Genomic DNA, 24,161 nt, shown 5'->3' with positions numbered 1-24,161 from the left:
TCGCCATTCCTGCTTTGGAAAGATACCGGGTAATGGCAGATGTGAGTGTGGTTTTCCCATGATCTATATGTCCTATGGTTCCGATATTTACATGGGGTTTTGTTCTTTCATACTTTTTCTTAGCCATAAAGGACCTCCGTTTTGTTATTTATGGAGCCCACGACCGGAATTGAACCGGTGACCACTTCCTTACCAAGGAAGTGCTCTGCCGACTGAGCTACGCGGGCAAATGAAGCGGGCATCAATTTAACCCGCTCAATTTTTTCGAGAAGGCAATATTTTAACCCGCTCTATCTTTATATGGAGCGGGAAACGGGATTCGAACCCGCGACCCTCAGCTTGGAAGGCTAATGCTCTAGCCAACTGAGCTATTCCCGCAATCACAACTTAGAATCTTAAGCTACGAGCAATTATTGTGTTTATAAACAATCTTTTCAACCCTGGGACTCATAACTTAATTCATAAATACAAATTTTGTTGAACAAAATTTGTATAAACCTCCGAAGGCTGAGCCAACAGATTTACAGTCTGCCCCCTTTGGCCGCTCGGGAACCTCTCCATGGAGCTGGTGATGGGACTCGAACCCGCAACCTGCTGATTACAAATCAGCTGCTCTGCCGATTGAGCTACACCAGCCTAAACATTTATTATATTACAAGATGAGTACAAATAGCAATATTTGTTATGTAATTTTTCATCAAAAGGCCGAATTATTATACTATAATCCTGATTGTATTGGAAGCATTTTGTATAAAAACATTTTTTATTGTCCGGGGCTTAACCTCAATCTCATTCACAATCCTTTAAAATTGATCAAATTTGTTTGACAAACCCCCTTTAATACTATAGTTTTAAATAAAAGTCAAAAAAATAAGGAAATTTATATGAAAGGGGTTTCCAAAGCCCTTCATATCTTGTTTATCTAAATATTTAAATTAAATAATACGGAGGAATTACAGAATAATGACCCTTTTAGAAGCATACATAATCACTTTTATAGCAAGTTTTTGCAGTCTTGTCATTGAGATGGTAGCAGGCCGTATATTGGCCCCTTTTGTAGGTGTTTCCATATATACATGGACAAGTATAATAGGCGTTATCCTTGCCGGAATAAGCATCGGTGCATATATCGGCGGAAGGTTGGTGGACAGGCTACCTTCAAGAAAAACACTGGGTTGGCTCCTTTTGCTGTCAGGGATTGCAGCCCTTACAATTATTCCGCTCACCACACTCGTAGCAGCATACCGCTTTCCCCTCTCACTGATGATGCGAATTTTCCTTGTTACCTCAATTATATTTTTTATACCAGGATGCATACTTGGCACCATTTCTCCTGTTGTAGTCAGGCTGACATTGAAAAACCTCGAAAATGCAGGTAATACTATAGGTAAAATATATGCCTTTTCAACTCTGGGGGCAATAATAGGTACATTTGCAACAGGTTTTTTACTTATTTCCTGGATGGGAACAAGAAGTATTATCCTGGCAATGGGGATAATATTGATTCTGGCAGCAGTTTTTTCAGGTGCACTATTTAAGACAAAAAAATCGGCAATAATATTTCTCATAATTGCATCGCCATGCATCTTGGGTGTATATCACTTCCTTTATAAAATTCCGCTCTCGGACAGAACATATCTATACAAAGAAAGCGATTACTATACTATAAAGCTCACAAAGACAACCGGTCATGACAATACAACACCCCTTGAAGCTATGATACTTGATAATTTGATACACTCTTATGTTGCGCTCAACAATCCGCTTCACATAGAGTATGAATATGAAAGGATATATGCTGATGTACTGAAGTGGAAACTCAATAAAGATGATAATTTCAAAAGTCTGACAATAGGGGGAGGCGGTTACACCTTTCCGAGGTACATGGAAACCTTTTATCCGAACGCAAAGATTGATGTTGTGGAAATAGACCCGGAAGTAACAAATATTGTCTATAATAACCTTAAGTTACCAAAAACAACAAAAATTAGAACATTCAATGAAGACGGCCGCTGGTATGTAATGAATTGTAAAGAAAAATATGACATTGTATTTACTGATGCATATAATGATCTTTCCATTCCCTACCACCTGACAACAAAGGAATTCATGGAGCAGATCAAGGGTGTTATGAACCCTGGCGGTATCCTTATGTCCAATATTATTGATAATTTTCAGAAAGGAGCCTTTCTGCCTTCTTATATGAAAACACTGCGGGAAGTCTTCGGACAAAAAAACGTGTATCTTATATCAGTCAGTCCTGATTTCAAGAATACCAAGATCAGTACTTTCATAGTAGTTGCCGGAAATGGCGGCATTAATATAAAGGACTTTTCAGATCATGTCAGGAACCGTATGGAAGGAAAGGCCACATCTGCCGTTATACCGGACGATTTGATAGAAGAATTCCTCAATAACAGATACTCTATCATTATTAAAGACGATTATGCGCCGATTGACAACCTCATTGCTCCTGTTTTTGAAGAAAGGTTCGGTTACAGAAGGAGCTGAAAAGCATTAAGAACAAATAATTTTAATTGTTTCCAAATGAAAGATATTGATTTGCTGACGTAAATTCTTTAATATTATATCAAGTGCGGGCATAACTCAGCTGGCAGAGTGCAAGCTTCCCAAGCTTGATGCCGCGGGTTCGATCCCCGTTGCCCGCTCCATTTAACTACTTGATATTATTTTATTTGATATTCTGATATTTTGGTTCTATTTTCAGTTCTATTTACCTGACCTCTTTTGTTCACAAGGCTTCTCAATCTGGTCATATTTCCAAGATAATATTTTTGCGTAGTTCTCACATCGGTATGCCTCATTAATTCTATCTAATATTGTCTGCATCCGTTTCGTTGATTTTAACAGGCTTTTATTTGAGCTACAAAGGATAGGAAGGTTTATTTCATGCGTAGCTACAGGCAGGATCAGGATATGGGACCCTAAAAAGACGTAGGCACCCCCCTTTTTTCGTATCCGCCGCCCATGCGTATAATTCCATTTCTAAATCAAGGATGAAATCAAGGCGGCAAGGAAGAAGCGACGTAGGCGTAGAGCAATGGTACGTCGAGGAGGTGATGACGAAGCCAACGATGATAGCGCCTTGATTGAGAAATGGGATAACATGTTCCCGGTTCACTTATATTTTTCAGATAAGATTAATCACTGGAGAAATAAAAAAAGGCAGAGCCATTTCTGACCCCGCCCTATCGCTCCATAAGCATTCTACTTAATTCTTAAATTTTATCTTTAGTCCTAAAAGGCCTATCAGGCCCGGACCCAAAAGAAGCAGGGAGGCAGGAAGGGGAACGGCATTATAGTTGTCTGCCCATGCATTCCCATACATTCCAAGACCGATGCCCCGTCCTAATGGCAAGCCCTGAAAACCCGTGACGCTGTATGTCGTTTCCGCCGATCCATCAAAGTCCGTATCGATACCGAGGCACGCTGTGTCGGCGTCTGAGGCATAGGCGCTGATCCGGGCGGTTGTAAAGGGGGTCAACTTGAAGGAGTTATTAGTTAAATGTACAGGTCCGCTTCCGTCATTGCCGTAGTAAATATAAGCCGTGTCAAAGTTTCCCGTGTAAGTGTTGTCCTGAACCTTAACGAAAATATTATGGCTTGAATCAAGCACGCCGAACATCAAGGCAACATACTGACCATACCCCACTGTAGCTTTTACGTCGACCCAAAGTTTTGTTGACTGGTAATTGCTACTGTAATCTTTTACCAATGCCCATTGTAACCCAGAAATTGCGTAAGAGGAATGAGCCCAATGGTCCGCTATACCGATAGAGCTGTCAATGGTCCAGTTTACACCGAGATTACCAAGATTGTATAAGTAATCCGGCGGCGGCGAAAATGTGTCAACCCGGTTAAAGTCATCGAAAAAGCTTGCTCCTGCTTGACCGCCGGTGATAATCACGATAGCTATTAGGAAAAATAAGATAAATATATTTTTCATAAACCCTCCTTTCATAAAATATATTTGACAACGTATAACAATTTAATTTTTTTGTATGTAGGATATCTACGACAATTTGTGTAGGATAAGTTATATTTATACCAGTATTTTTTATATTATCCCCTTTGAATCCATTTTTATATTTTCATCGGTAATCTAAATAGAATAAAAAAGCAGAGTCATTTCTGACTCTGCCTCATCGTTTATTTTGCTATCAGCTCAATTATTGTTAAATTCCCTCTGAAGGTTTCCCCTCCTATAGTTTTTTCTGAAAGCGTTTCATCACCCCAAGTCCCAGGATTCCAGGTGCCAGAAGCAGCAGAGAAGGCGGCAAAGGCGCGGGATAAACGTTGATGCTTGCATACATGGGCATTTTGAGGTCAATATTGTTGCCGTCGTACAAATTGTAAATACCAGCTTTTTCAGGATCCGAATCCGGATAGAGGATAAAAGACTGAGACTCGTTGCCAGCACCAAGGGCTATTAGCATTGCACCGCCGACTCCCATTACACCCGCGACAGGGGTGTTGGAGTCAGGGTCGAGGGTAGATTTAGGTTCGTTGAAGAGCTGTAAGTATAATAACAACGGTATCCACGGGTTTGACAGTACCCACGGTTTTGCAGGGTCTGACGGTGGTACCCAAGTTTCTGCAGGTCTCTCCAGTGTAAGCCCTATATAATTGGAGCTGGATAACACTTTTGGCATTAAACCAGACTCAGCCCATGTCCCTGTCGCGTTAAGTGCAGCCTGTGTAATCAGTTCGGGCATGCAGGCACCCGAACTGATATCCAGAGACATCAGTGGGTTCGAGATAGTTAATGTGGCCGAATCGTCCGAATTATTCTGTGAGAAGAATTTGAATTCGATTGAATAAGCCATTACGGCACTATTCATACCAAGCATGATCGCCAAAAAAAGCGCTGCAAAAATAATTTTCTGTTTCATAAGGTTTAATCCTCCTTAATAATGATATCCTTTTATTCTAATCATATAATTTTGACCTATTTTTGCTGCCGCTTCCGGCTGTCAGGCCGTATCCATAGCGAGGTAAATGGTTTTTGCCTCACATTTACGGATATTTTTATACCCTTGTAAAACATTTTATAACGGATCAGATACTTTTGTCTGTAGGATATGTTAGACAAATCATGTAGGTTTAATACAGAAAATTAATATAATATGCCAAAAATTCTATTGAACCGTTAATATAGTAACTGAACTTCATGTCCTCCTCCCTAAAATAAAAATAATAAAGATAGGGACATCAGGCTTGACCGATTGTATTTTAAAACCTATACTTATAAAATCTTAATGTTCCAACGATCCTCGCATAAAGGAGAATTAACCATGGATGAAAAAGAACGGCTTAATGCATTGGAAACAGCATTAAAAAACGAGTCTTCTGAGCGTGAATTCTATCTCAAAAATGCTGAGAAGACTAATAACCCTCTCGGCAAAGCAATGTTTAAAAGAATAGCCGATGATGAACTTGAGCACTATGAACGCTTAAAAGAGCTTCACGAAAAATGGGAAAAACAGGATAAATGGCCGGAGACCATACCGCTTAAGGTTAATAACACGAATATAAAAGAAATTCTTACCAATACACTAAAGAACATTGACAAAACAGCCAAACCCGATGCAGGCGACCTTGAAGCAATAAAAATCGCCGCTGACTTTGAAGATAAAGGGGCGCAATTCTACCGCCAATTATGCAATGCAGTGACAAATCCGAGGGAAAAAGAGTTTTTTGAGCTTCTTGCCATGATAGAGAACGAACACTTCCTTTCCTTGAAAGATGCGGAAGAATATTTTACTGATCCGGCTTCATGGTTCATGAAAGCAGAACACCATTCCTTCGACGGTGGATGATTCAGCCAATATCTAACCGGTCAACCACCAACTAAAGCCGGTGGTTGACCTTTGCTGAATTTCAGATATCCCGTTTTATAGAATCAATAATCCTGTCCATGATCTCACCATCTAAAGATACTTCCCGGAATATGCCTTCTGCAATTGATGCATTGAGGACGCTAAAATCCTTTTCCACAGGGGTAACTAATATACCTCCCATTTCGACTACCGCAGGGCTTATCATAAGCTGGTCGTCCCCTTTCCTGAAAAAAGCGTCGGGACGGTGCCTGGAACGGGGGAAGATCACAATACACAATCTTTTTGCACTATAGAAACCGGCGATATTTACCATTGGCTCCTTTTCGATAGAAAGATGTCTTTTTAATATTGAGAGAATTTCCTTGAATATCCCTTCAAGTGTTGCCGGGTTATCCCCTTCCAATATAAAAGCTTCCCGTCCAATATTGCTTGCCCGTGACAATAAGACGTTGTCAACCTGTCGAACTTTGATAAAACTTTCCTCTCCTGTAATTTCAGTTTCCACAGGCATCTGTCCGGACGGGACTGCCTGGAAATGAAGGTGATCCGGTGCAGAGGCGCCGCATTCAGGCCCGTTATAGAGAACTGTCCAGTCGCTGCCAAGGTCAACCATCAGCTGAAGAAAAATATCTAAATGTTCAGCAATAGACTGTGGTCTATGTTCTTTATTGCAAATGGTAAAATGGGAAGAGAAAACAGGCGCAGGATTACATAGTATCAGATATTCATTCCGATAGAGAATACCTTTCTGCTCTGCAGGAAGATTGCCGGGACACAGGAAACAGGGTCGCTGCTTTATCTCTTTTTCTTTAACATCAGCCAGAGTGCTTTTTATTCTTCCAGGATTGTGCTGGACGCGCACTATAAAACCATTACAGGCTATTTCCCGTATTTTAATACGCTCCAGCGATGCATAGCCCAGGCAACATTCGGGCCAGGTATTTTTCTGTTCAGACAGAAGTTCAAGGCAAATTTCCGGAAGAGGCTTCTGGCTTTGTTCCCCGTCAAAAGAGGCATAAATCCGATTCAACATCAGTCTCCCCGGTTCATTTTCTGTCTGGCAAGAATTTCATCGGTCCTGACCTTATCCTTAAAGGCATCATTGCGGTTTGTATCAACTATTGCAAGCGCAGCGTCAGTATTCCCCGGCCAGCGTCTGCAAAGATACAGGCTTTCATAGATCCTCTTGATCCGGTATTCTCTGCATATTCTCAGTGCAGCAGCATAGTCTTCGCCATAACTTACATTGAGAAAACCTATAGTACGCATCAAACCGGTGTCAAATGCCCTCGGTGCACCAAGACCGTTAATGCGCAGTGCATTGTTGTGACCGTTTTCATCGGTCCATTCACGGTGGTCTATGAGCCCCGGCTGGATCTCTTCAAGATCAAAATTAACGATAGTGTAGGAACCTATTGCCATGGCATAGTTGCCTTCGCGAAGCGTTCGGACGATTTTTGCAAGTGTATGAGGGCTGTTGTACAGATCGTCCGAATCAAGCTGGACAGCATAACGCCCGCAGTTTTTGCTATACATAGCCTCATTCCAGCACCCGCCTATTCCAAGGTCAGTCCTTGCGGGTATAATATGTTTGAGGGCAGAATGCTCCCTGGCCAAATCGGAGAGAACAACCGTCGTCCTGTCTGTGGAGTGATTATCTACAACAATAATATTGAATGAAAAATCCGTCTTCTGCGAAAGAGCGCTTTTTACAGCTTCGGCAATTGTTGCTTCACGGTTTCGTACGGGTATAATAACTGAAGCCTCTACAGGGAATAATTGAGACTCTCGCGCGGTATCTCTTAAGCAATGCGGCGGCACATAGGCATTTATTTTCTTCAGATAATCGGTAAAGACAGTTTCCATTTCCTTCTGGACAACAACATTTCTCGGATCAACATAGTTAAATATCTTTTCAATACCGGATGCCGAATCTTTTTTGATTACAGAATAGAGAGGCTCATTCAGATGATAAACAGGATAATCTATGGAAACCTTGAGCCGGATGGCATAGAGACCGGCAAATTTTACATGCGGCACGGGGCCGTATTTTTCCAGGGTGTTCTTTACAGCAGGAACGAAAAAGAGCATCATGGCGCCAAAATCAAAATCATCGCGGACACTTCCTGACTGATAATCATTTAACGGATGGAGATCCCTGCCCTGTTTGTCTTCATTGTAAAAATCCGTATAAACTATACCTGCCTTTGCGTATGCGGATGCTTCCATAATGTTCTTCAGAGCATCAGGTTCAAGAGAAATATGCAGGGGCTCAGATACCAACACCAGATATTTCGTTCGGATATTGCCAAAGATAATCTCAAGCGTTTCCTGAGATAAAAGAGTGCCGGTTGTAAGTATACTACATCCAGGCACATTAACATGAATATCTTCCTGACTGATAACAATGATATTTTCTACGAGGTCCGATTTTACGAACTCAAGGAGGATTTTTTCAAAAAAAGGTTCCGGGCTGTAAGAAATGGCTACGGTAAGAGGCTTCATTTGAGGGTTCCCATAATAGTTCGGTAGTAATCATTAAAGGATATTGTATGTACACGCATTGCCGGCTGGCAGCTATCCTTTCTCCTGACCGGCAACTTTGCCCCATGAATCACGAAGCTGTATGGTTCGATTAAATACAGGTTTCTCCGGTGAAGTATCCTTTGAGTCAACACAGAAATAGCCCAGCCTTTCAAACTGAAACCTGTCTCCCGGCATCGCATTAGCCAGACTTCTCTCTACATAACATCTGTGAAGGATTTCTAATGACCCGGGATTAAGATAATTTCTATAATCATCATTTGCTGCTGATAGATCGGGAATCCCGAACAGACGGTCATAGAGCCGAACTTCCACCGGAATGCCATGATGTGCAGATACCCAGTGAATAACCCCTTCTACCTTGCGCCCGTCCGGCGGAGGATTGTTTCGAGTCTGCGGGTCATAGGTACAGTGGATTTCAATGATCTCACCGGTCTTTTCATCCTTGGCCATATTTGCAAATTTAATTATGTAAGAGTTTCTCAGCCGTACCTCTCGTCCGGGACCAAGGCGTTTGTATTTCTTCGGAGGATTTTCATTAAAGTCATCATACTCAATATAGAGTTCTCTTGAAAAAGGTACCATCCTCATTCCCATAGATAAATTCTGGGGATGATTCGCACATTCAAATTCTTCAGTCTGTCCTTCCGGGTAATTGTCAATAATAACCCTGAGGGGCCGCAAGATTCCCATCACACGCGGGGCTTTCTCATTCAAATCCTCACGGACGCAATGCTCAAGAAGGGAAACATCAACAAGATTGTCATTTTTTGCCACGCCGATCCTTAAGCAAAAGTTTCTTATTGCCTCCGGTGTATAGCCGCGTCTCCTCATGCCGGCTATGGTAGGCAGACGCGGATCATCCCAGCCTGTTACATATCCTGTTTCAACTAATTCGATGAGTTTACGTTTGCTCAAGACCGTATAACTGAGATTGAGACGTGCGAATTCTATCTGGTTAGGCCGGTCTCCTTCAATCAACTGTCCAACAATCCAGTCATACAAAGGGCGGTTATTTTCAAACTCAAGGGTACAGATTGAATAGGTAATTTTCTCGATGGAATCTGAAAGGCAATGGGCAAAGTCGTACATTGGATATATAACCCATTTTGTATCTGTCCGGTAGTGAGGTGATCTTTTAATGCGGTAGATAATAGGGTCACGCATAACAACATTTGGAGAGGCCATATCTATTTTTGCCCGGAGCACGTGGGCACCGTCTTCGAATTCGCCTGCCCGCATCCGGAAAAACAGATCCAGATTCTCTTCAACAGAGCGGTTCCGATAGGGGCTCTCTCTGCCGGGTTCAACGAGTGTACCACGATATTCCCTTATCTGATCAGGCGTCAGGCTGCAAACATAGGCCTTCCCGGATTTAATCAACTGTACGGCAAAATCATACAATTGCTCAAAATAGTCAGAGGCATAGAACAAACGGTTGTCCCAGTCAAACCCCAACCAGTGTATATCGTTTATAATCGATGTAACATATTCCAGGGATTCGCCGCTGGGGTCAGTATCGTCCAGCCGGAGGTTACATGTGCCTGCGTACTGTGCAGCTATTCCAAAATTAAGGCAGACCGATTTTGCATGTCCGATATGAAGATAACCGTTCGGCTCTGGTGGAAAGCGCACGGCAACGCGTCCGGCGTGCTTGTTTGTTTTGAAATCATCCTCGATAATGTCACGAATAAAATCAGTTGGGGAAGAAATATCCGTTTGTGCCATTTTTTAAACTCCTTAAACCTTTATTAAATTTTTACCACATGCAGCTCCTTCTTTCAAGAAAAGGGTTTAACTATAGTCTGTTTGTTTGTGCTTGCTCATGCAGCATATTCCTAACAATTTGTATTTTCACACTTATTTTGCTATAATTACGCTTAGCATGAAGTAAGCAAAAGGTGAAGCATGCGAGACTACAACGAGAAATATCATAATCTTTTCGAAAATTCTGTTGTCGGCATATTCTGGGCTTCCTTTGAGGAAGGAATTGTGTTCGAAGAAAATCAGGCAATGCGGGATTTATTCGGCCTGGATTCATTTGAAGGAACCAGATCTACCGATTACTATGTAAGACCTGAGGATAGAGAGGATATGAAGGAAATCCTCCGGCAGAACGGGTTAGTAAATAATCTGGAAATTCTGTTTAAAAAAAAGAATGGCTCCGAATTCTGGGGTTCTCATTCTGCCAGACTTTATGAAGAACAAGGTGTTATTGAAGGTATTATAATAGATATCAGCAGCCGCAAATGGGCCGAAGAAGCCTTACGAAAAAGTGAGGCCAAGTACAGAATGCTCTTTGACTCTGCCAATGATGCCATCTTTATCTGGAAAGGCCGCAAAATCATCGACTGTAATGCCAGGACGTTAAAAATGTTCGGTTGTACCATGGATGAGATAATGACGAGCAAGCCTCCTTTAATATTCCTCCCTCCTCTTCAACCTGACGGAAGGAATTCAAAAGAAAAAGCCCTTGAAAAAATCAATGCGGCCGCTGCCGGTGAACCCCAGTTTTTTGAGTGGAAACACTGTAGAAAAGACGGAACACTCTTCGATGCAGAGGTAAGCCTGAATCGAATAGGATTAGGCGGAGAAGTTTTTGTCCAGACAATACTTCGTGATATTACCGAGCGTAAGCAGGCTGAGGAGAGGATCAGTAAGGCAAATGAGGATCTGATGCGCAGGTCATTGGAGCTGGCGGCCGTAAACAAGGAACTGGAGGCTTTCAGTTACTCCGTCTCGCATGATCTGCGCGCGCCCTTGAGGGCCATAGACGGTTTTAGTCAGGCGCTTCTCGAGGATTATCACGATCAATTAGACGAACAGGGACAGGATTTTCTAAAACGGGTCCGTACAGCAAGCCAACGCATGGCAATCCTTATTGATGATATACTTAAGCTTTCGCGCATCTCAAGGGCCGAACTTCGATACAGTTCGGTTGACTTAAGCGCTGTAGCCTCTGCTGTAGCAGCAGAACTTCAAAATGCGAATAAAGGGCGCAAAGTTGATTTTATCATCCAGCCCGATATTGTTGCGAAAGGTGATCCCAATCTGCTCAGGATAGTTATTGAAAACCTGTTTAGCAATGCCTATAAGTTTACAAACAATAAAAACGGAAAAATAGAATTCGGGACAACAAACCAAGGAGGCAATCTTGAGTTTTTTGTAAGGGATAACGGTGCAGGTTTTGATATGGCCTATGCAAATAAACTGTTTATTCCCTTTCAGCGATTACACCGCGATGATGAATTTGAGGGCATCGGCATCGGCCTTGCCACTGTCCAGCGTATTATCCACCGCCATGGAGGACATATACGGGCAGAAAGTGAGATTGATAAAGGTGCATCATTTTATTTCAGTATTTAAAAAAAAGTAAGTAAGAGAGGTAGCAATGAAGGAGAAAACAATTCTTCTTGTCGAAGATAATCCGAATGATGTAACACTTACCCTTCGTGCATTGAAGAAGAATAATATTAAGAACGACGTAATTGTTGCACGGGATGGTGCTGAGGCACTGGATTGTCTTTTTGGTACCGGTGTATATACTGATCAGGACGTAAGTACTTTGCCGGTCCTTATCCTCCTTGACCTGAAACTCCCAAGGATAAGCGGCATCGAGGTATTGCAGCGCCTGCGTTCGGATGAACGGACAAAGCTTGTCCCCGTAGTAATCCTTACCACATCCAAAGAGGAGCAGGATCTTATCGACGGTTACCGTTTCGGTGCAAACAGTTATATACAGAAACCTGTGGATTTCAACAATTTTATCGAAGCCGTCAGGCAACTGGAACTATACTGGTTAGTGTTGAATGAACCTCCTCCTGCCGGAGGCAAGTAGGAAATGGAAAAACCTCTTCGAGTGTTAATTGTAGAAGATTCCGAGGACGATACCCTGCTTATTGTACGTGAGTTGAAACGGGGCGGGTATAAACCTGTTTTTGAACGGGTCGACTCCCCCGATGCCATGATTTCCGCCCTTGACAGGGAGGAGCGGGATATAATCATTGCAGACTATACGATGCCTCATTTCAGTGGAACTGAAGCGCTAAATCTTTACAACAATAAAAAATTGGACATCCCCTTTATCCTTGTCTCAGGAACTATCGGCGATGATGTAGGTGTTGAGGCAATGATATCCGGAGCCCATGACTACATCTGCAAGAACAATCTTTCCCGTCTTGTACCGGCAATTAACAGGGAACTGAAAGAGTCCCGGATACGCATTGCCCGCAAATCTGCCGATCATGCCCTGCAGAAAGCACACGATGAACTGGAAAAAAGGGTAAAGGAAAGAACAGCAGAGCTAGCTGCTGCAAACGAAACCCTGAAATCAGAGATCAAAGAACGTAAACGTGTTGAAAAGGTTCTCCGGGTTTCAAAGCGGGAGCTTATGTTCAGGAATCGGATATCGGATATTTTCCTTTCTGTTCTTGATGAGAGTTTATATGAAAAAGTTCTTGATGTTATTCTGGAAACTGTAAAAAGCAAGTCCGGTATATTCGGTTACATCAATAAAGACGGGGACATGGCATGCCCTTCTCTGAATGGCAATGCATGGGAGAGATGCGAAATTTCCGGTAAAGCCACTATTTTCCCCCGTAACACCTGGGGGGATAGCATCTGGGGTAAGACAATCAGAGAAAAAAAGAGTTACTGTATCAATGAGCCCTTTTACGTGCCCTACGGGCATATCCCCATCACAAGGGCTTTAGCAGTCCCTATCCTTTATCATGGGGAATCAATCGGCATTATTATTGTTGCCAATAAGACAGTGAATTATAATATAGACGATCAAAAGATACTGGAGGCAACAGCCCGAAAGATGGCGCCTGTTCTCAACGCAAGAATTCAAGCGGATGTTCAGGAATTAAAGCGGAGGGAGGCACAGGAAGCGCTTCGGGAATCCGAAGAAAAATACCGGAGTGTTGTTGAAGAATCACTGGTGGGTGTGTATGTAATACAGAATAATATGCTCGTATATGCAAACAGCAAATTCTGCGAAATCTACGGATATACGTATGAAGAAGTTGTGAATAAATGTACCCTCAGCAGTTTTGTCCACTCCGATGACAGACACATCCTCGACGAGTATATGAGGCGACGGAAAGAAGGCAAAACAGACTCTTTGGAACATGAATTCCGCGGTATGCATAAGAGCGGAAAGATAATTATACTGAAGGGCTTTGGCCGCGTATTCCTCTACCAGGGCCGTCCTGCCGTTATGGGAACACTCATAGAAATTACCAGAGAGAAAATGTTGGAACAGCAACTCCACCATTCACAGAAAATGGAAGCAATCGGCACCCTTGCAGGAGGCATTGCCCATGATTTCAATAACATTCTGGCAGCCATGATCGGTTTTACAGAGATGTTAAAGGGGCGTATCCCGGTGGAAAGCGATGTACAACGCTATGTGGAACATGTCCTGAAGGCCGGCATAAGAGGACGAGATCTTGTAAGGCAGATACTCACCTTCAGCAGGCAGGGAGAGCAGGAACTGAAGCCTGTACAGTTGAGTCTTGTAATCCAGGAGCCCCTTAAGCTTCTCAGGGCATCAATCCCTTCCACTATCGATATCAGGCAGGAGATCAGGAGTACCTCCATGGCACTTGCCGACCCCACTCAAATACATCAGGTGCTTATGAATCTTTCCACCAATGCAGCCCATGCTATGCGCGAAAAAGGGGGAACCCTGAGCATTGAACTTTCCGATTTCATATTTTTATCCCCGCTTGATGCCCCGCACCAGGACATGGTCCCGGGATCATATGTGAAGCTTTCAATTATTGATACAGGATGTGGTATGGAGCCGGAGGTTATGGCACGTATATTTGATCCTTTTTTTACAACAAAAACAGCAGGGGAAGGAACCGGTCTCGGCCTTTCGGTAGTACACGGGATTGTAAAAAGTCACAATGGTTTTATCACTGTTGAGAGTGAAAGTGGAAAGGGCTCTGCCTTCAACATCTTTCTTCCGAAGACAGAGCAGGACTGTCAGGCAATTAGCGAGACTGATTCGGCTATACCAGGGGGTCACGAATGTGTTCTGATTGTGGACGATGAGGATACACTGATCGAGATGGAAAAACGTACACTTGCAAAACTCGGCTATACGGTGATCCCTAAAACAGATAGCCGGGAAGCGCTTTCAGCCTTTAAAAAAGAACCGGATAAGTTTGACCTCGTTATTACCGATCAAACAATGCCCCACATAACAGGTATTGATCTGGCAAAGGAGCTTATTTCCATAAGGCCGGACATACCGATTATCCTCTGCACCGGTTTCAGCGAAAAGGTCAATGCAGATTCGTCAAAGGCCCTGGGTATCAGGGGCTTTCTCATGAAACCCTTTACCATACAGGAAATTGCAAAGATAATACGCAGTGTATTGAACACAAAATAGTAATATTAACGCAGGCGGACGCTGTCAATATCCCATATTCTCCGTATTATTGATTAAACAACCATCCTTTTATCCAGCGACCTGTACTGGATTGCTTCGGCAAGGTGCGGCTCATCTATATGTTCCATATTATCCAGGTCGGCAATAGTGCGGGCAACCTTCAGGATTCTATGATAGGCACGGGGAGAAAGGCCGAATTTGTCAACCGCGTTTTCGAGAAGCATGCTCCCGCCATTATCCATGGCACAGTATTTTTTTATCATGCGCGGTGTCATATGACTATTTGAATATATTTTCCTGCCCTTAAAACGATCTTCCTGAATCCTGCGTGCATCCAGCACCCTCTCTCTTATCTTTTCCGAAGGTTCTTCTTCTTTATCAATTGACAGTTCTCTCACCGTGACGGGAGGTACTTCAATGTGCATATCCATTCTGTCAAGGAGAGGCCCGGAAATCCTTGACCTGTGCTTTCTGATCTGTGACCCGGTGCAAGTACACGCCCTTCTTGAATCTCCCCAGTAGCCGCAGGGACAGGGATTCATTGCTGCAATAAGCATAAATTTTGCCGGGAAGGTTATCGAGTGCGTAATCCGTGAAATTGTTACATTGCCGTCCTCAAGAGGCTGCCGCAATGAATCAAGAACATTCCTTTTAAACTCAGGGAATTCATCAAGAAACAACACGCCATTATGGGCAAGACTGACCTCTCCGGGTTTAGGAACATGGCCTCCGCCCACCATGCCTGCATCTGAAATAGTATGGTGGGGTGTCCTGAAGGGGCGTTCAAGAATAAGGTATTTATCGGTGCTAAGAAGGCCGGCAATACTGTGTATCTTTGTCGTTTCTATCGCTTCTTCGTAATGAAGCGGCGGCAGTATTGTCGGCATCCTCCTCGCAAGCATGGTTTTGCCTGAGCCGGGAGGCCCGATCATAAGGACATTATGACCTCCGCTCGCAGATATCTCAAGAGCCCGTTTTGCCAGCGCCTGACCTTTTATATCCGAAAAATTTAATCCTGCATTGCCGGTATGTTCATCCGGCAAATTATCTTTTCCGTAAAACTCCTTTAGGTCCCCGTCCCCCAGGAAATAATGAACAATATCTATGAGATGATTTGCTCCGTATACTTTCAATCCCTTTACAATAGAAGCTTCGTTGCCGTTCACAAGGGGCGCTATCAGGCTTTTAACTCCTTCCTGGGCAGCAAGTATGGCTATGGGCAGTACCCCTCTGATGCCTTTAATTCTGCCGTCAAGGGATAACTCCCCGGCAATAAGGCATCCTCTCACTGTTTCTTCCTTTATGATGCCCATTGAAATAAGTATACCCACGGCTATGGGAAGATCAAATGATGATCCTTCTTTTCTTACATCTGCCGGTGCGAGATTGATTGTGATCCTGTCGTTAGGGAATTCAAAGCCGGCATTTCTTATTGCTGCCCTAACCCTCTCTTTGCTTTCTTTAACGGACATTTCCGGTAACCCGACGATATTAAAAGCAGGCAAACCGAATGATATATCGACTTCAACATCTATTTTGATCCCATCGATACCGTAGACTGTTGCAGTAGAAACCCTTGAAATCATATAACCCCCCACATATAACGGGACACCCGCTTGCGGTTGTCCCGATTGCTCCCTTACGGAAACATTAATTTTTCATTCGTTTCACTATCTCCCTTGCAATTATACAATGGGCTCACGTCGCCCCCTCCACCAGCAAAGCTGTCGGAGCCACCCCCTCTCGCCCGAGAACGGGCTACGGGCTTACGCCCTCATTTAATGGGCTCACGTCGCCCCCTCTCCTTTCCGTATGCACGAAGGATGTCCGCTCACTTATGTTCGATTGGACGTCCGCTTGCGCTGGGACGCAAGCAAATGCATTTACGTCCTGCGTCCGAAGGAGCATAGCGACTGAACGTCCTTCGTCCCTCGTGTAAATGGGAGCCACCCCCTCTCGCCCGAGAACGGGCTAGGGGCTTATGCCCTCATTTACAGGCTCACGAAAACCCCCTCATGGAAACTGTTAAGAGTTAAGTTGTTTCACTATCTCCCTTACTTCCTGAACCCTGTTAATATCACAAACAAGCACACCGTTTTCCGATGCAACAATGATGAGATTGGAAACACCTATAGTCCCCACTCTTATATTATCGCTGAATAGTACACAATCCTTTGTGTCTATTTGAGTTACATCGCCCTTTGTATAATTCCCTTTTTCATCAGGTTCAAATACCCTTGTCAGTGAAGACCATGTACCTACATCATCCCAGGCAAACCGGGAAGGGATCATTAAAACATTCTCTGCCTTTTCCATAAGCCCGTAGTCTATGGACTTTCTAGGGAGGGTTTTAAAAATAAGTTCAGCTTCTTCCTTTTGATTCACCTTGTATGCATCACTGATTTGCATAAGTCCGCTATACAAATCAGGCATATATCTTTTGATACCCCTCATAACAGCATCAGCACGCCAGACAAAAATACCTCCATTCCAGTAATAATTGCCTTCTTCCAGATATTCCATCGCCTTTTTTAAATCAGGCTTCTCTACATATCTGTTTACCTTGAAACATGTTGAATCCCTTACAATATCAAACTTTTCGTAAGCATGTATATAACCGTATCCTGTTTCAGGCCTCGATGGTTTTATCCCTATTGTGACAAAATAATCCCCTGCTTTTGCACATCTTATGCCCTCTGAGATAACATCTGCAAAACTGTCTACATCAGGGACATATTGATCGGCAGGGAGCACAATCATTACAGCATCCTTATCTTTTTTAAGCATAAAAATAGCTGAATAGCCTATGCAGGGGGCAGTATCCCTTCCATCGGGCTCAACAATAAAATTCTCTTCAGGCAAAACTCCAAGCTGTTTTTTTGCAATATTCAGATGATCTTTGCCAAGGACAATAAAAATCCTGTTTAAAGGCACTATTCGACCGGCTCTTTCAACAGTGAGTTGTATCATACTTTTACCGCCGACGATATTCAGAAACGGTTTTGGTATAAGATCTGTACTTAAAGGCCAGAACCGCTCACCTTTTCCTCCGGCCATGATAATGCAGTATGTGTGGTCAATTGCCCTGGAACCCGGCATTCTGCTGTCTTTATTTCCAGAGGAGGTAGCTTTTGCTAATGCCGAAGATTTATTCTTTGCCATGTTCTGCCTCCTTTTTATTCCAAATATTCCAAGATTTTCGGCAATATAACCGATGCTGTACCTTTGAAAAAATAATCAGTGATCGATGAGGTAAAGGGGGTCTGCTCAGGATTGATTTCAATTATGATTGCCCCGCGGGACTTTGATGTATGCGGCAAATCTGCTGCCGGGTATACCACTCCTGATGTTCCTATAACAAACATTACCTTACATCTCTCCGCTTCTACATTTGCCTTTATCATGGCCTTAAAGGGAATGCTCTCCCCGAAAAAAACCACATCAGGTTTTAATGCTCTGTTACATTTCTCACATATCGGATAAGGGTGTATATCAATGATACCGTGCGTAAGGGGAACTCTTTTCGAACAACTAAGGCATACAAACCATCTGTGGCTTCCATGATACTCTATGACATTGCTGTTTCCTCCTGCCTGATGGAGACCATCCACATTCTGCGTTATAACAGCCTTTAAAAAGCCTTTTTTTTCTAATTCACCCAATGCAATATGGGCAGGGCTCGGCTTTGCATCCAGGATTACCCAGGACATTTCTCGAAGCATTAACCATACTTTTTCCGGGTTGCTGTTAAAAGCCCCTATATGGGCATACTCCATGGGGTCGTATTTGTCCCATAATCCCTGGCCGCCGCGGAATGCCGGGATGCCGCTGTCTACAGATATACCCGCACCGGTAAAAGCAACCACATCCCCTCTTTCCTTTATTATATCAGCTATCTTGCGATAATCATCCATTTATTTTTCCTTTAAGCCGTTCAAATTACTTCCACATTTTTTAAACAGCTTATGAAGTCTTCCAACCTTTGTTCATATCCCGAAAGGCAGGTACGATCTTAAAACCATCTGCCTTTTTTATCGCCCTTTTTACGGCTTCTGCAATGACAAATTCACTCAGTACGCCAACTCTGTTGATATCGGCTTCTATTTTACCCAATGAAAGGGCAAAAATAAGATCCCCATCAAAGGTGGTATGAACAGGACTTATTGTCTTTATTAATCCGCACTGTGATATCTGGGCAACTTTCGTGATGTCCCTCTTATTAAAGCGGGCATTTGTGGCAACAACGCCAAGCGTTGTATTAATGAGACCGAACTGCTTTTTGGTATAACCCTTTTTAAGGGAATCAGATGTGTGAGCAAATTCGAGGCTATCCTGCGACATCCGTGCGCCTGCTATAACTTTTCCGGTTATGTTGTCTATAATATCGCCAAAGGCATTAACAATTACAAGGGCGCCGACGATTAAACCATCCGGCATTATAATACTGCTTGTGCCGACACCCCCCTTCATTGCCCTTGAGATTTCAAAAAGTTTCCCAACTGTAGCGCCTGTGCCTGCACCCACACTTCCTTCGTCAAACGTTTCTTTTGCATTGACACAGGCATCATAACCCATTGCCGCCGTCGGTCTTGCCTTTGCATCCCCGAAAAAGAGGTCAAATATAACAGCAGCGGGAATAATGGGGATCCTTGCTATTCCTACGTCAAAACCAATGCCCTTTTCTTCAAGAAATCTCATAACCCCTGTTGCAGCATCAAGGCCGAAGGAACTTCCTCCGCATAAAAGTACTGCATGAACCTGTTCTACGATATGGCTTAAATTGAGCGAGTCAACCTGCCTTGTACCGGAAGCGCTTCCCCTGACATCCAGCCCGCAGACTGCACCTTCTTCACAAAGAATTACTGTGCATCCTGTATAACCGGTAAGATCGGTTGCATGACCAACCAGGATCCCGCTTACATCGGTAATTGTATTCAGCATGTAGAACCTCTCCAAATAGAAATTTAGTTTTTATTAATGAAAAAGCGCACTCAGTTTTGCCGCTTTTTCCTCATTTTCCTTTTTAAGATCATCCTTCATTTTTTCAAGCTTTTCCCTTATCTCATCATATTTAATAGAAAGTATCTCACATGCAAGAATAGCCGCATTTCTCGATGCATTAATACCTACTGTGGCTACAGGTATCCCCTTAGGCATCTGAACAATTGACATAAGTGCATCCACTCCGTTTAAGGCTCCGCCATCGGCAGGGACTCCAATGACAGGAAGTGTCGTATGCGATGCCAGCACACCTGGAAGGTGAGCAGCCATACCGGCTATAGCAATAATTACTTCCACTCCCTTCTGTCTCGCTTTTTTAGCATATTCAACAGTTTTCTCAGGATTGCGGTGAGCAGATGATATATCTATTTTAAAAGGCACACCTGTTTCTTTTAAGAATTTAACCGCATCTTCCGTTATGGAAAGATCGCTGTCACTTCCGATGAGAATGAGTATTTTTGGTTTTTCCATTATAAACCCCTTCGAGGTTATTTTTTGTATGCAAAGGTCATTTGTCATATACAAACATTAATAACCAATGCCACGGATAATTTACTTTATTGCCCCGTGGGTTAACACCCTGAAGCCTGCTTCGAAATGACTCCACATTATTGTCTTACCTTTGATACCCCGAACGTTTGCAGCGGGGTGATTCACTTTAGCGGAGTCCGATTAATAGTGTTAAAATAATACATTAAACCATTATTTTTTACCATAGCTTTCATAAATATTGAAGATTCTCTTGTAAAATATTAGAATAACTATACATATGGATATAAAGAAGTTTATCGGGGAAGTTCCTCTTTTTAAAGGATTGACAGAAAAACAACTCCAGGCATTATCCGATATCGGGCTGAACTGCACATTCAAAAAAGGTCAGACAATATTTTCCGATGGTGATGAAGCAAACGGTTTTCATGTACTGCAAAAGGGACGCGTTAAAATTTATAAACTCTCTTATGAAGGGAAGGAACAGATTCTACATATTTTCGGTCATGGTGAACCCTTTGGGGAAGCGCCGGTCTTTGCCGGTGAAAGGTTCCCGGCGCACGCTGAAGCTCTGGAAGATAGTACAACAATCTTTTTCCCAAGGATTGTATTTGTGGAACTGATAAATAAAGATCCGCTGATTGCCATGAATATGCTGGCTATTCTCTCACAAAGACTGAAACGATTCACACAGCTTGTAGAGAACCTCTCTCTCAAAGAGGTGCCGCAGCGGCTTGCCGCCTACATACTGTATTCAGTTGAAGATAAAAAGGATGATGACAGCCTTGAGTTGAATATTGCAAAGGGTCAACTGGCAAGCATACTCGGCACTATCCCTGAAACACTTTCCCGTATTTTAAGCAAAATGGTCAATCAGGATCTCATTCGTGTCCAGGGACGTACAATCAAACTTATCAACAAAAAAGGACTTGAAGAACTTTCATACGGGGAGAGGGTACTGTCTTAGAAGCTTGCAGGTTCTATAGGAATATTTAAGGACACCCGGAGCACAATGGGCACAATTTCAGGCACAAAAAAATATGGGAATTGAAAGCATGTTATTCCAGTTCTAAATCAAGGATGAAATCAAGACGGCAAGGAAGAGGCGACGTAGGCGTACGGTAATAGTACGTCGGAGAAGCAGATGACGAAGCCAACGATGATAGCGCCTTGATTTAGAACTGGAATTAGTATCAACACACATGACCCCGCTTAGAGATAAGCGGGAGTTTTCTTCCTGAAGTTCAAGCTTCGCGGTTTTTGCCTACAATGCACACTGCGTGGCTTTTGCCTGAGACACTGCTGCCTTCCTGAACTAAATAAAACGGATTTCTGTAAGACATCCAAGATTGCAAGCGGTAATTATAGATGGTAGAAAACAAAAAAGGCAGGGCTATTTCTAACCCTGCCTTGATAATTTGCAGCTAATCGTTTATCCCAGATACTTTCTTTTAATCCCTACGAGTCCGAAAAGGCCGGGGGCAAGAAGATATAGAGCGGATGGAAGAGGGACGGGGGCTTTTTCAACGCTTACGAGATCAATTGCGGGCCCGTACCATGTCCCGTCAAGACTTTGAAATATTAAGGTTGTATCAATGCCAACAGCAGTAAAGGTAAAGGATTTCTCAGTCCAACCCATGTTGGATATATCTTTCCCTGTTGTATCGAATGTAAATTGCTTATCTGTTATATTACCAGCTGAAACACTGAGTGTCTTTATTGTTGGGCCGCCCCAAGGGTTTCCTGCCAGCCAGAATGAAACTATGTATTTTGAACCGTTTTCGGTTGCGAATGTTTGAGATATATTCCCTGCATTATCTCCACTCACATCTATACTGATTCCACCATCCCTTGCAGTCCAGTTGGGCCACCAGTCCACGTTGTTAGATACCTAATTAGCTCCTACTGTCTCAAAACTGGGGTTACTGATCAAATTTGCGTGGGCAAGGGTCGAGAAACCGAGAATCGCTGCAAGAAGACCTATTAATAATACCTTTTTCATTCTGTGCAACCTCCTTATATATTATTATTTTTATAAATCTGGTAACAAAGGCTATCTGAATATTGTCTCATAATCCTTGGCTTTCTGCTCCTCCCCTCATGAGTGGATTGGCTTTATCATACTTAATATAACAATGTATAACAATTATAATTTATTGTATGTAGGACATTTCATACAATTTATGTAGGATAATTGCGACAATTATTGTAATACATTGACAGGGAGCAAAACACCCTTCAGCCTTCACTTATGACGATCTTCAGAAACATTGACAGTACGCACTTTCAAAGAGTAATCCACGATCAAAATCAAAAGGCCATATACTGGAATTGTAGGTGACATGCGTATTTTTGTCATTGTCATTTTCTGAAAAAATTATGAGAATAAATTTTTGTAAAAGGCTTCCTGAACTGAATAAAATGGATTTTGATAAGGTATACAACATTATTAAGTGGTAATTATTGAAGTAGAAGAAGGATAAAAAAAGGCAGAGCTGTCAAAACTCTGCCTTTTCATGTTCAATAATCTACTGAATCGGGTTTATTTTTTAATCCTTCGTCTCAATCCTGCAATGCCAACCAGACCGGGTATAAGAAGAAGTATCGTAGGTGGTAGCGGTACTGGCGTATCGCTGATGAAGTTGTATCCAAATGCAGTCCCTGGAATATAACCCGGACCGTCAATCAGTGGGTAATAATATGCCCCATTGTTGCCTTCATCGCCAAATTCAGGAATAGATATACTTCCTGTAAGTAGTGATATGCCTTCCATAGGAAATGGAATATCAGCAAGTTCGTCTTGTTTGCCATTGTAGGATCCTGGAGAGTCGAATTTGCCTTCCGAAATGAACTTAAGCATATTGCCATCGAATCGAATAATATCTGAACGCAATCCTGTCTCCGGTTCCGTGAGAACAACATCTCCCGAGGTCACGGAAAAGGGGAGGACATAGGTAAGTACAGGTGCATTGTAGCCTATTCCAAGATATTCATAACTCCATCCCCAATCTAGACGTCCTCCGTTTAGATCAAAACCATTGCCAAGTTCGTTAACAGTTATATACGGCATCTGATTAGCCGCTACTGGCGTTACACCCCACCCGCATATCAATGCAAATAAACAAAATAACGCGACAAAGAAATGTTTTGATCTTTTCATGTTGCTTATACCTCCTTAGAATTTCAATTATATTTAATCCGGCAACCAAGGCTATCTTACTTATGCGTATCAAGGATGTAAATCTTTTAAGACCCTCAAGGTTTTCCGTCCCGCCATTTCTGATGGTTTGGCTTTATCAGGTTGAATATTCAATCTATTTATTCTGTTTAACTTAATATAACAATCAAACAGTTTTTTCTATAGGATATCTGCTACACTTCATGTAGGACATTTGCTACACTTCATGTAGGATATAATCAATTATTGATCAAGTAAAAGGTAGATACTATGATAGATTATGGCCCCCTTGAAGGGTATTGATATACTTTTAGAAAAAAGGAGGTTCACAATGAAAATGGTGAAAAGAACGGAGAAAGTACCAGTGGTCGGTAAGAGAGTCTACGTTGGAATTGATGTGTACAAGGAAAGCTTGCAGGTTACCGTGCATTCAGAAGGAGAAGAAATCTTCAATGGTCGCATCCCGGGACAATACCAGTCGATTAAGAGATTACTGGAGCGTTAGCAAGGCTCACGGATAAGGGTGGCCTATGAGGCAGGAAAGACTGGGGGTCAGATACTGTCATTAATGTCAAGCCCAAAACTCTCCTTTTTTAGTTTTTTTATCATACATCACGATATGGTACTTTACCCTTATATACAGCATGTGCGATAAGAAGCAATTTTCTCATTGCAGCAATAACGG

General features: G+C 42.7%; 20 protein-coding genes, 4 tRNA genes and 1 riboswitch. Of the genes, 8 read left to right on the top strand and 16 right to left on the bottom strand.

Features of this window, described 5'->3' with window-relative positions:
• The 4 genes from NT010_06670 to NT010_06655 form a co-directional block, all read right to left on the bottom strand.
• The coding region (locus NT010_06670; protein MCX5805734.1) for a GTP-binding protein at positions 1–127 on the bottom strand (127 nt) is incomplete at its 3' end.
• 24 nt (positions 128–151) lie between these two features.
• Positions 152–227 (bottom strand) — tRNA-Thr (locus NT010_06665).
• 74 nt (positions 228–301) lie between these two features.
• Positions 302–378 (bottom strand) — tRNA-Gly (locus NT010_06660).
• Positions 379–560: 182 nt separating this feature from the next.
• Positions 561–636, bottom strand: a tRNA-Thr gene (locus NT010_06655).
• 327 nt (positions 637–963) lie between these two features.
• Here NT010_06655 and NT010_06650 point away from each other — a divergent pair.
• Together NT010_06650 and NT010_06645 are read left to right on the top strand one after the other, a co-directional pair.
• Complete coding sequence (locus tag NT010_06650) at positions 964–2,511, top strand: fused MFS/spermidine synthase (protein ID MCX5805733.1); 1,548 nt, start codon at positions 964–966, stop codon at positions 2,509–2,511.
• Positions 2,512–2,596: 85 nt separating this feature from the next.
• Positions 2,597–2,672 (top strand) — tRNA-Gly (locus tag NT010_06645).
• A 560-nt stretch (positions 2,673–3,232) separates the two neighbouring features.
• On the opposite strand, the gene NT010_06640 is transcribed toward NT010_06645, so the two are convergent.
• Both NT010_06640 and NT010_06635 read right to left on the bottom strand, forming a co-directional pair.
• The gene (locus tag NT010_06640) at positions 3,233–3,967 is read right to left on the bottom strand and encodes a hypothetical protein (protein MCX5805732.1); all 735 of its coding nucleotides are present in this window, start codon (positions 3,965–3,967) and stop codon (positions 3,233–3,235) included.
• A 256-nt stretch (positions 3,968–4,223) separates the two neighbouring features.
• A complete protein-coding gene (locus NT010_06635; protein ID MCX5805731.1) occupies positions 4,224–4,913 on the bottom strand; it encodes a hypothetical protein in 690 nt (229 codons plus the stop codon).
• Between the two features lie 402 nt (positions 4,914–5,315).
• Between NT010_06635 and NT010_06630 the strand changes: the two genes are divergently transcribed.
• Positions 5,316–5,840, top strand: a complete 525-nt coding sequence (locus tag NT010_06630) for a ferritin family protein (GenBank protein MCX5805730.1) — start codon at positions 5,316–5,318, stop codon at positions 5,838–5,840.
• A gap of 61 nt (positions 5,841–5,901) precedes the next feature.
• On the opposite strand, the gene NT010_06625 is transcribed toward NT010_06630, so the two are convergent.
• The 3 genes from NT010_06625 to NT010_06615 all read right to left on the bottom strand — a co-directional run bounded on the left by NT010_06625 (position 5,902) and on the right by NT010_06615 (position 10,133).
• Positions 5,902–6,894, bottom strand: coding sequence for a DUF4922 domain-containing protein (locus tag NT010_06625; GenBank protein MCX5805729.1), 993 nt, complete (start codon positions 6,892–6,894; stop codon positions 5,902–5,904).
• The gene (locus NT010_06620; GenBank protein ID MCX5805728.1) at positions 6,894–8,366 is read right to left on the bottom strand and encodes a glycosyltransferase family 2 protein; all 1,473 of its coding nucleotides are present in this window, start codon (positions 8,364–8,366) and stop codon (positions 6,894–6,896) included. The genes NT010_06625 and NT010_06620 overlap by 1 nt, the downstream gene beginning before the upstream one ends.
• Positions 8,367–8,438: 72 nt before the next feature.
• Positions 8,439–10,133: a glutamine--tRNA ligase/YqeY domain fusion protein gene (locus NT010_06615; protein ID MCX5805727.1), complete on the bottom strand. Its 1,695-nt coding sequence runs from the start codon at positions 10,131–10,133 to the stop codon at positions 8,439–8,441.
• 180 nt (positions 10,134–10,313) lie between these two features.
• Between NT010_06615 and NT010_06610 the strand changes: the two genes are divergently transcribed.
• The 3 genes from NT010_06610 to NT010_06600 are packed head-to-tail and all read left to right on the top strand — an operon-like array spanning position 10,314 to position 14,808.
• Positions 10,314–11,771, top strand: a complete 1,458-nt coding sequence (locus tag NT010_06610; protein ID MCX5805726.1) for a PAS domain S-box protein — start codon at positions 10,314–10,316, stop codon at positions 11,769–11,771.
• Positions 11,772–11,796: 25 nt separating this feature from the next.
• Complete coding sequence (locus NT010_06605) at positions 11,797–12,243, top strand: response regulator (GenBank protein MCX5805725.1); 447 nt, start codon at positions 11,797–11,799, stop codon at positions 12,241–12,243.
• Positions 12,244–12,246: 3 nt separating this feature from the next.
• Positions 12,247–14,808, top strand: a complete 2,562-nt coding sequence (locus NT010_06600) for a response regulator (GenBank protein MCX5805724.1) — start codon at positions 12,247–12,249, stop codon at positions 14,806–14,808.
• 53 nt (positions 14,809–14,861) lie between these two features.
• Here NT010_06600 and NT010_06595 read toward each other — a convergent pair whose 3' ends face one another.
• From NT010_06595 to purE, 5 genes are all read right to left on the bottom strand, one after another.
• The gene (locus NT010_06595) at positions 14,862–16,394 is read right to left on the bottom strand and encodes a YifB family Mg chelatase-like AAA ATPase (protein MCX5805723.1); all 1,533 of its coding nucleotides are present in this window, start codon (positions 16,392–16,394) and stop codon (positions 14,862–14,864) included.
• Between the two features lie 439 nt (positions 16,395–16,833).
• The gene (locus tag NT010_06590) at positions 16,834–17,970 is read right to left on the bottom strand and encodes a mannose-1-phosphate guanylyltransferase (protein ID MCX5805722.1); all 1,137 of its coding nucleotides are present in this window, start codon (positions 17,968–17,970) and stop codon (positions 16,834–16,836) included.
• Positions 17,971–17,984: 14 nt separating this feature from the next.
• On the bottom strand, positions 17,985–18,722 hold the full coding sequence (locus NT010_06585; protein ID MCX5805721.1) for an NAD-dependent deacylase: 738 nt from the start codon (positions 18,720–18,722) through the stop codon (positions 17,985–17,987).
• A gap of 49 nt (positions 18,723–18,771) precedes the next feature.
• Positions 18,772–19,749 (bottom strand): P1 family peptidase, encoded by a 978-nt coding sequence (locus tag NT010_06580; protein MCX5805720.1) that lies wholly within the window; start codon positions 19,747–19,749, stop codon positions 18,772–18,774.
• Positions 19,750–19,782: 33 nt separating this feature from the next.
• Positions 19,783–20,280: a 5-(carboxyamino)imidazole ribonucleotide mutase gene (gene purE / locus NT010_06575; protein MCX5805719.1), complete on the bottom strand. Its 498-nt coding sequence runs from the start codon at positions 20,278–20,280 to the stop codon at positions 19,783–19,785.
• Positions 20,281–20,578: 298 nt separating this feature from the next.
• Here purE and NT010_06570 point away from each other — a divergent pair, with 298 nt between their 5' ends.
• Positions 20,579–21,265 carry a Crp/Fnr family transcriptional regulator gene (locus NT010_06570; GenBank protein ID MCX5805718.1) on the top strand — a complete coding sequence of 229 codons (687 nt, stop codon included), beginning with the start codon at positions 20,579–20,581 and terminating at the stop codon, positions 21,263–21,265.
• A gap of 465 nt (positions 21,266–21,730) precedes the next feature.
• On the opposite strand, the gene NT010_06565 is transcribed toward NT010_06570, so the two are convergent.
• Both NT010_06565 and NT010_06560 read right to left on the bottom strand, forming a co-directional pair.
• Positions 21,731–22,177 carry a DUF642 domain-containing protein gene (locus NT010_06565; protein MCX5805717.1) on the bottom strand — a complete coding sequence of 149 codons (447 nt, stop codon included), beginning with the start codon at positions 22,175–22,177 and terminating at the stop codon, positions 21,731–21,733.
• A gap of 663 nt (positions 22,178–22,840) precedes the next feature.
• The gene (locus NT010_06560; protein ID MCX5805716.1) at positions 22,841–23,458 is read right to left on the bottom strand and encodes a VPLPA-CTERM sorting domain-containing protein; all 618 of its coding nucleotides are present in this window, start codon (positions 23,456–23,458) and stop codon (positions 22,841–22,843) included.
• A gap of 37 nt (positions 23,459–23,495) precedes the next feature.
• A riboswitch (cyclic di-GMP riboswitch) is annotated at positions 23,496–23,600 on the bottom strand.
• Between the two features lie 207 nt (positions 23,601–23,807).
• On the opposite strand from NT010_06560, the gene NT010_06555 reads away from it, so the two are divergent.
• Positions 23,808–23,981 carry a hypothetical protein gene (locus NT010_06555; protein ID MCX5805715.1) on the top strand — a complete coding sequence of 58 codons (174 nt, stop codon included), beginning with the start codon at positions 23,808–23,810 and terminating at the stop codon, positions 23,979–23,981.
• Positions 23,982–24,161: the final 180 nt, after the last annotated feature.

Source organism: Pseudomonadota bacterium (genome assembly GCA_026388275.1).
Lineage (GTDB): Bacteria > Desulfobacterota > Syntrophorhabdia > Syntrophorhabdales > Syntrophorhabdaceae > JAPLKB01.
The sequence above is the reverse complement of the archived record's forward strand: the minus strand, read 5'-3'. Positions and strand labels throughout refer to the sequence as shown.